This window comes from Kitasatospora sp. NPDC093102, from assembly GCF_040683915.1.
In the GTDB taxonomy this organism is placed as follows: Bacteria; Actinomycetota; Actinomycetes; order Streptomycetales; family Streptomycetaceae; genus Kitasatospora.
Map to the genome: position 1 here is coordinate 1 of NZ_JBFBFA010000095.1, position 8,735 is coordinate 8,735.

The following is an 8,735-nucleotide window of genomic DNA, read 5'->3' on the forward strand; positions in this document are numbered from 1 at the left end:
GGCAGCGCGTACATCGTCATCAGCCGGGCACGGCCCGTCGACCAGTCGATCTTGCCGGCGAGCCAGTTCCCCGAGGCGTCCTGACCCTCCCAGGAACCGTCCGGCCTGAATGTCGCCCGGTCCAACGCCTGACAGGTGCTCTCCCAGACGACCTCCCAGCGCAGGCCCGTCGGGAAGAAGCTGTTGCCGAACTTCAGGTGCAGGCGGCCGCTCCCGTCCCGGTAGTACAGCGTGCCCTGGTAGACACCGTTGCCGAGCGCAGTGGTCACCGTGCGCTCGTCCAGCTTGATCGGGCTGATGTCCTTCGGGCGGACGTGGCAGCCGGAGATCATGTGCCCGGTCCCCGAATGCCTGCCCCCGAGGTCCGGGTCGTGCAGGTATCCGTTCATCACGTGATTGCGCAGGTAGAAGACCGGCTGGACGACCCGGGGCTCCTCCTCGCGCGCAGGTGCCACGGGCTCCGGCACCGACGTGGCCGGAGCTCCCCCCGCACGCGTGCCGCCCGCCGCCGGACCAGCATCATCCTGAGCCGACGGCTCCGAGACCGAGGTCTGCCGCTTCTGCCCTCCCCGCTTCTTCTTGACTCCGCCGAACAGCCCCTCCACGGGCGAACCGCCCTCGCGCAGCCGGGCCGCCAGCTCACCGGCCTCCGGGCTGCCGTGCGCGAGCAGGTGGGCCACCTGCACGACCTGCGACTCCCACGCCTCGCCCAGGGCCTCGCGCTCCGCCAGACCGATGCCGAGCAGCTTCTCCGCCTCGCCCAGGTACCGGGCGCGGTCCTCGGCCGTGAAACCGCGTTCCAGGGTGTCGGTCAGGTGCCCGACCGTGATGCCCTCCGCGTCGGAGAACAGCACCGACTCGGCGCCGATCCGATCGTCGCTGAGCATCGAGTAGCGCCGCCCCGGCTCCACCGACGCGTACCCGCGCCCGCTCGCCAGCTCACCCGGCACATCCAGACTCAAACCCGCCACAAAGGCGCCGACGCCCTCGGGCTCGGTGTGCAGCCGGTACGCGACCTCCTCCACCGCCTCCCGCCACAGATGCTGCACCATCGGGGCCGCCCACTCGTCCGACAGGTAGGCGTCACGCACACCGGGCAGAGCAGTGTCACCCAGCAGCCGCTCCGCCTCCGCCCGCCGCGCCTCGATCGTCCGGACCGAAGTCTTCCCCGACCACCTGCCGCCACCGGCGGTCTCCTTGCCGCCGACGCCGCTCTCACCCGACTCGACCGGGACCGGGGCCTTGGCGAACTGCCGGCCCTCATCGTCGCGGTGCCGGACGGTGCGCTCGAAGACCTTCGGGGTGTCGGGCGAGGGCTCGGGGCCCGACGGGACATCGGGCGCGGTCTTCTGGCGGGGCAGGGTGACCACCTCGGGCTCCGCCTCGGTGTCCGAGGTGCCGGCCGGCTCGTCGTCGTACAGGTGGGCCCACCGCCCGGCCGGCTCCTGCGGCCGGACGGCCGTCGCCGGCGGTGCGGCGACGTCCCGCTCCAGGCGTTCCACCCGCTGGTGCAGGATGTCGGCGTCCTCGACCCCGCGACGCACCTTGGACAACGCCTGGTCCCCGTGGTCGCCGGGCCGGGCGAGCGCCGTGGTCACCCGACGCAGCAGGACGTCGAGACGCAGCCCGCGATCGGCGAACCACCGCCGGCCGTCGGCCTCGGTGATCCGCAGCCCGAGCGGACGGCCCTCCTCGTCACGGGCGCCGAGGTCGCGGAGCCAGGTGTCGAGCAGGCCCACCGCGTGCAGGGCCTCGCGGCTGGGCGCGCGGCCGGGACCGAGCTCCCGGACGAGCAGTTGATGTTCGATCAATTGACGGTTGACCAGCCACTTCGGGCCGGACTGGGGCCCGTCGCCCAGGGTGCCGTGCAGTTCCCCGAGGTCACCGGTCGCGGTGAGCTCCAGCAGGTCCAGGTAGGCCTCCACGTGATCCGCGGTGAGGTCCTCGCGGAAGACCGGCTCCAGCTGCTGCGCGGCCTGGACGAAGTCCTCGGGCGTCCGAGTGGTTCCCGGCTCGCCCTCGCCCCGGGCGGGGCGGAGCTCCCGCGCCTTCGCCTCGGCGGCGAACTCCTCCAGCCGCCGCTTGCCGCGGGCGGGGTCGGGGGCCTCGGAGGTCCCGTCAAACAGGGGTACGGTCTCGTCCGGAGCGCCCGCCTTCTGCCGACCGATCGTCCTGACCGTCCGGCCGTCCGCCCCCGGAGGGACCCGGCCGTTCACCACGTCGCTGATCCGGGTCAAGGCGTCGGTCGGCGGCCTCAGGGTGGCCATCAGGGTGTCCTCCCGGACCTTGACAAGCTCGGCCCTGGCCTCCTTCTCGGCCTTCTCCGCCCTCCGGAACCTCCGCCCGATCTCCTTGGCCTTGGTGTCGTTCAGCTCCACGCCCGTCACGGTCCGCCAGGAGCGGGGCAGTGCCGTGCTCGTGGTCCCGGCGGGCCCGCCGTCGGACTCGACGAGGCTCGCCTCGTCGAAACCGAGCCTTCGTGCCACCTCCAGCAACCGCTGCTCGGCCTGCTTCCGGGCAGCCCGCAGGTCCCGGTCGGTGGTGGCGGCCCGGAGTTCCTGCAGCAGCGAGCCGGCCCGGGCGCGGAACTCCGCCCGATCGAGCATGCCGAGTTCGACGGCGGTCTGCCCGGGGCCGGCCAGTGCCCCGGCCCGGACCAGCTCGTTGCCGACCGGGTTGACCTGGGCGCTCAGCAGCTTGTCCGGCACCCACGGCTTGGCCGGCCGTGGCGGCGTCTTCGTGGACACGTTCAGCCCGAGCTTGCCGCGCAGTGCCTGCTCCCCCTGCTCCCGTGTGAAGAAGCTGCCGTGGGTCTTCGCTCCATTGCGGCGGCCCAGGGTGGATCGGGCGACGTCCTTCACGGTTCTGATCCGCTCGGCCAGATCGTGGGTCGGCGGCAGCTCCTTCCCGACGTCGAGGAAGTGGTCGAACGCCCAGGAGGCCAGCCCGGGGTCGTAGCCGAGCAGTCCCAGCCCGACGCCTTCGAGCGCGATGAGCCACTGTGCGAACGCCGCCTCCTTCGTCGGCCCCGGCTCCGCGGTGTGGTAGCGCAGGGCCGCGTCGGCCAGGCCGAAGACGCCGTAGCCGGCGCGGTAGGAGTCGCTGGGGGAGGCTGCGAGGCCGCCCAGCCGCGTCAGCAGTTCGAACAGCTTTTCCGGCGCTACCCGGTCCGGTCCGGCCTCGGCCGAGGTCAGCCCTTCGGCGACACTGATCAGCTTCAGCAGCAGGTCGCCGGCGTTGAGCACGTGGATGTTGGTGCCCTCGTCGACTCCGTACTCGACCGAGGCGAGGACGGCGCGTTGGCGGAGCCGCTCGATCCGGGCCTCGAAGTCCGGCCCCAGCCCCGCGTCGGCGTTCCGGAATCCGGCCAGGTGCTTGAGCCGGGCGTCGAACTGCTCGATGTCCATCAGCCCCTCGGACACCAGCTTCAAGCCCGCTCCGGACATCCGGTCGAGCCGTTCGAGCACGTCGGTCCCGCTCGGATCGGTCCGGCCGGCCCAGTCCAGATCGTCCCGGAGCAGCGCGGCCGCCTCCACCAGCGAACCGCTGTCCCGTCCCTGCTCCATCAGCTGCGACTCCAGGAAGTCGAGCCGGCGCCGGGTCCGGTCCGTCGATTGCGGGGCGGTGAGGTCCTCGGCGGCCGCGCGCAGCGCGGACGCGGCCAGCACACCCAGGCGATCGGTGCTGTAACCGGTTTCGGGGCGGTCGAGCGTGAAGACGTCGACGAGGTCGGCGAAGGCCCGGCCGCCGTCCACCAGGGACGCCGCCACCGATCCCTCGGCGCCGGCCTCGGCGAGGTCCGACGGCGTGATCCGCCCGTCCAGCACCATGCCCAGACCGGCCCCCCGGTACTGGGAGGCGACGTCCTCCCAGTCCTTCGCCCGGTCGGGGTCAGGGGTGAGCCCGGGCTTGTACTTCTCGGTGCTCGTGTCCTGGAAGATGCGCGAGCGCCGATCCGGCACCCCTTCGACGGCCTTCATGACGAGCGGGAGCAGCTCCGCCGACTGCGCGAGGACCGTGCCGTTGGTGAGCAGGGTGTCGCGGAACATCCGCAGGCCGATGGAGAGCACCTCCCGGTGCGCGACCGTGGGCTTCTCGCCGCAGTAGTCGGTCAGTCTTTGCGCGAGCTGCTTGAGCTCGTCGTTGTGGGTGGTGAGGTAGGCGCCCTTCTCCGCCAGGTTGAGGAAGTCGGGCAGCAGCTCGGTAGCGAAGGTGCTCAGCGGCTTCCGCCGCGACAGGACCTTCGGGAACCTGCCGTCGGGGTCCTTCAGCTGGAGGATCTGCACGGCCTCGGCGGCCGTCAGCAGACCGGTGCTCACCAGGGTCCGGGCACCATCGACCGTCTTTCGGAAGAGACTCTCCGGATCCCTCTCCACCTGCTGCATCGTTCGATCGATCGTCTCCAGCCAGTGGTCGAGCGGGGAGGCGAGACTCTGCCTGGCGTCCTCCCGCAGCTTCGCCCGGAACTCGCGGACCTCGCGGGCGTCTGCGATCAGGTGGCTCCTCGTGTCGAGGGTGAGAAGGTCTATGGCCCTCGCGCTCACCGCTGCCGAGGTCTCCTTGTGCAGCCTCAGTACCTCCTCCGACTGCAGATCCTCCAGCCGGTCGGTCAGGTCCTTCGCCGTGAGGCGGCCGATTCGGTCGATCCAGGTGATGTTCCCGCGGACCTTGCGCACCATTTGCTTGTCCACGTCCCGCAGCGCCGCGGTCTCCGCGACGTCGAGCCGGGCGAGCAGTTCCTCGGCGGGGTAGGCCCGGACCGCCAGCAGCTTCTTGGCGAGGTCGATCTCGTTGAGGTAGACCCTGGCGCCGTCCTTCCGTTCGATCATGACTGCGGCGCTGGAGAGCTTCGTCTGGACGAGGGCGACGTTCCGGGCGAGTCGGGGGAAGCGGTGGCCCGGAATCGCCGGCGTCTTCGACATGTCCTCCAGCCCGGCGAACATCTCGGCGATCCGCTTCTCCGTTCCCGCATCGAGCGAGATCTGCAGGGCGAGTTCGCGTTCGGATTCCTGCACCATGCGCAGCAGTTGCCGGTACCGCTCGGGATCGATTTCGAGGCGCTGACCGGTGAGCACCTCGTGCTTCTGCCGGTGGGCCAGTTCGGCGGCGACCTCACCCATGACGCTCTGCCCGATCAGGAGCTGCGCCTCGTACAGCCGGGCCCGTGACTCCCGTTCCCTGGGCGTCATCTTGCCGGTCTGGGCGATCAGCGGCGGCAGTTCCACCTGGGCCTCGCTCAGCTCGCGGAGCTCCTTGAGCAGCGGGCTGAGGTCGGCGTAGCGGCGCCGGACCTCCTCGGGAGAGACCTGACCCTGGAAGATCAGCTCAGGGGTCCGGTCGAGCGCCTGGAGGCGCTGCCGCACCAGGGTGAGGGTGTTGTGCGGGGCCGGGGCTCCGGCCTGCCGCGCCTGTGCGTTCTCGAAGTTCCTGACGGCGAAGGCGATGTCCTGCTGGTACAGGTCCGCCAGGGGGTTGGAGGCGCCGCCCCTGGCCCGGGCCTCCACCAGGGAGAAGTCCAGCTGCAGCGCCTTCGGGTCGATCCGGTGGGCCGGGTCCTGCGCATACAGACGGGTCAGGCCGTCGGTCGCCAGCGTGCGGAGCCGGTTGACGAAGACCTCGGCCTTGATGGACCGCCCGGCGCCGGCCGCCAGAAGGTCGGCCGAGCTCTCCAGGTAGCCGATGTGCGCGAGCAGTTCACGGGACTGCTGCTCGTTCATCGCGCCGTCCATCCGCTGGAGCGCGTCGACGAGCCCCTGCAGCGTCTCGACGACCGGCCGGCGCATGCGCCGGTCGAGGTCAGGCGTCCCCAAGGCCTCGTCGAGGTGCAGCAGGACGCTCTTGACCTCGTCGAGCGACGGGGTCTTCTCCCTCAGGGCGCTCATCTCATGGACGGCCCTGAGGACTTCCGCCCGGGGCTTGAGGATCGAGTAGTGCTCGGCATAGGCCAACGCCTTCTCGACGGCCTCGGTGTGCTGCTCCGCGGTGAGCCGGCCCGCCCGGACATCGGCGTCCGCCGACAGGGCGTGGTCGATGTACTCGCCCGCCGCCTTCGCGAGGATCCTGCCGTTGAGCGGGGTCAGCCTCTGCTCGAACCGCTCCAGCGCAGTCAGTTCGACCCGGTGCTCGCGGACCGGAGCCGGCGCCACCACCACGGGCTCCGGCGCCGTGGCTCGGCCGGCCTGCGCCATCGGATCGTTGCGGTCCAGGATGCGCTGACGGACCAGGTCGCGGATCCAGGCGTTCTTCATCCCGACGGTACCGGGCTCGCGCGGCAGCGCGTACATCGTCATCAGCCGGGCATGGCCCGTCGACCAGTCGATCTTGCCGGCGAGCCAGTTCCCCGAGGCGTCCTGACCCTCCCAGGAGCCGTCCGGCCTGAATGTCGCCCGGTCCAACGCCTGACAGGTGCTCTCCCAGATGACCTCCCAGCTCAGGCCCGTCGGGAAGAAGCTGTTGCCGAGCTTCAGGTGCAGGCGGCCGCTCCCGTCCCGGTAGTACAGCGTGCCCTGGTAGACACCGTTGCCGAGCGCAGTGGTCACCGTGCGCTCGTCCAGCTTGATCGGGCTGGTGTCCTTCGGACGGACGTGGCAGCCGGAGATCATGTGCCCGGCCCCCAAACGCCCGGCGCCCCCGAGATCCGGATCGTGCAGGAACCCGTTCATCACATGATTGCGCAGGTAGAAGACCGGCTGAACAACCCGGGGCTCCTCCTCCCGCGCAGGCGCCACGGGCTCCGCCGCCGACGCGGCCGCGGTTCCCCCCGTACGGACGCCGGGCACGGCCGGACCTGCTTCGGTCTGCGCCTGCGGCTCCGAGACCGAGGTCTGCCGCCTCTGCCCTCCCCGCTTCTTCTTGACTCCGCCGAACAGCCCCTCCACGGGCGAACCGCCCCCGCGCAGCCGGGCCGCCAGCTCACCGGCCTCCGGGCTGCCGTGCGCGAGCAGGTGGGCCACCTGCACGACCCGCGACTCCCACGCCTCACCCAGAGCCGCACGCTCCGCCAGGCCGATGCCGAGCAGCTTCTCCGCCTCACCCAGGAACCAGACGCGCTCCTCGGCCGTGAAACCGCGTTCCAGGGTGTCGGTCAGGTGCCCGACCGTGATGCCCTCCGCGTCGGAGAACAGCACCGACTCGGCGCCGATCCGATCGTCGCTGAGCATCGAGTAGCGCCGCCCCGGCTCCACCGACGCGTACCCGCGCCCGCTCGCCAGCTCGCCCGGCACATCCAGACTCAAACCCGCCACAAAGGCCCCGACGCCCTCGGGCTCGGTGTGCAACCGGTACGCGACCTCCTCCACCGCCTCCCGCCACAGGCGCTGCGCCGTCGAAGCCGTCGACCGGTCGGACAGGTAGGCGTCACGCACGCCGGCCAGAGCAGTGTCACCCAGCAGCCCCTCCGCCTCCGCCCGCCGTCGCCCGATCGTCAGGACCGAGGTCTTCCCCGACCACTTGCCGCCACCGACGGTCTCCTCGCCGCTGACGCCGGTCTCCCCCGACTCGACCCGGACCGGGGCCTGACGGCCACGACTGCTCTCCCCGAACGTCCCGCGCTCCTCGGGGGGCCCGAAGGGGGAACCGGAGTCCGACGGGGTGTCGGACGCGGTCGTCTGCCGGGGCAGCGCGATCACCTCCGGCTCCGCCCCGCCGTCCGGAGTGCCGGCCGGCTCGTCGTCGTACAGGTGGGCCCACCGCCCGGCCGGCTCCTCCGGGCGGGCGACGGTCTGCGGTGCGGCGCCGTCCCGCTCCAGACGCTCGACGGCCATGTGCAGGCGGTCGGCGTCGGCGACCCACTTGTGCAGGAACGACAGCGCCCCTTCCCGGTCGCCGGGCCGGACGAGCGCCGTGGTCACCCGGCGCAGCAGCACGTCGAGCCGCAGGCCGCGCTCGCCGAACCACTGCCGGGCCTGCGCGTCGGTGATCCGCGACGCGAACGGGCGGCCCGCCTCGTCACGGGGGCCGAGGTCGCGGAGCCAGGTGTCGAGCAGGCCCACCGCCTGCAGGGCCTCGCGGCTGGGCGCGCGATCGGGATCGAGCTCCCGGATCAGCAACTGGCGCTCGATCAGCTGCTTCGGACCGGGCTGGGGTCCGTCGCCCGGCGCTGCGTGCAGCTCGCTGAGGTCACCGGTCGCGGTGAGCTCCAGCAGATCCAGATAGGCCTCCACGTGATCCACGGTGAGGTCCTCGCGGAAGACCGGCTCCAGTTGCTGCGCGGCCTGGACGAAGTCCTCGGGCGTCCGGGCGGCTCCCGACTCACCGTCGCTCCGCACGGGGTTGAACTCCCGCGCCGTGGCCACGGCGGCGAACTCCTCCAACCGCCGCTCGCCGTGGAGAATTCCGCCGACCTCGGACGTCCCGCCGAGTCGCACGGCGGACTTGTCCGGACGAACCGGAACGGCGCTCTTCTGCCTGCCGAGCGTCATGACCTTTTGCCTGTCCAGCTCCGGGAAGGCCTGGCTGCCTGCTGCCAGGAGCTGGCCGAGCGAGGCCAGGAGCCCGCCCCTGGCCTCGTTCGGCTGGGTCTTCATCGTCGCGGTGATAAGGGCCGCCCGGGCCTGAGTGGACTCCGTTTTCGCCTTCTCCGCGCTCTTCTCCGCATTCCTGAACTTCCGTCCGCGTTCCCTGGCCTTGGTGTCGGTCAGTTCCTCACCCGTCGCGGTCTGCCAGGAGCGGGGCAACCTCGGGCCCGTCCCGGCCGACCCGCCCTCGGACTCGACGAGGCTCGCCTCGTCCAGTTC

At 71.6% G+C, this 8,735-nt stretch carries 1 protein-coding gene; it reads right to left on the bottom strand.

Annotated elements, in window-relative coordinates; genetic code table 11:
* Positions 1 to 8,525: hypothetical protein (locus AB0O11_RS38550; protein ID WP_363397083.1), on the bottom strand; the 8,525-nt coding region annotated here is incomplete at its 3' end.
* Positions 8,526 to 8,735 lie beyond the last annotated feature (210 nt).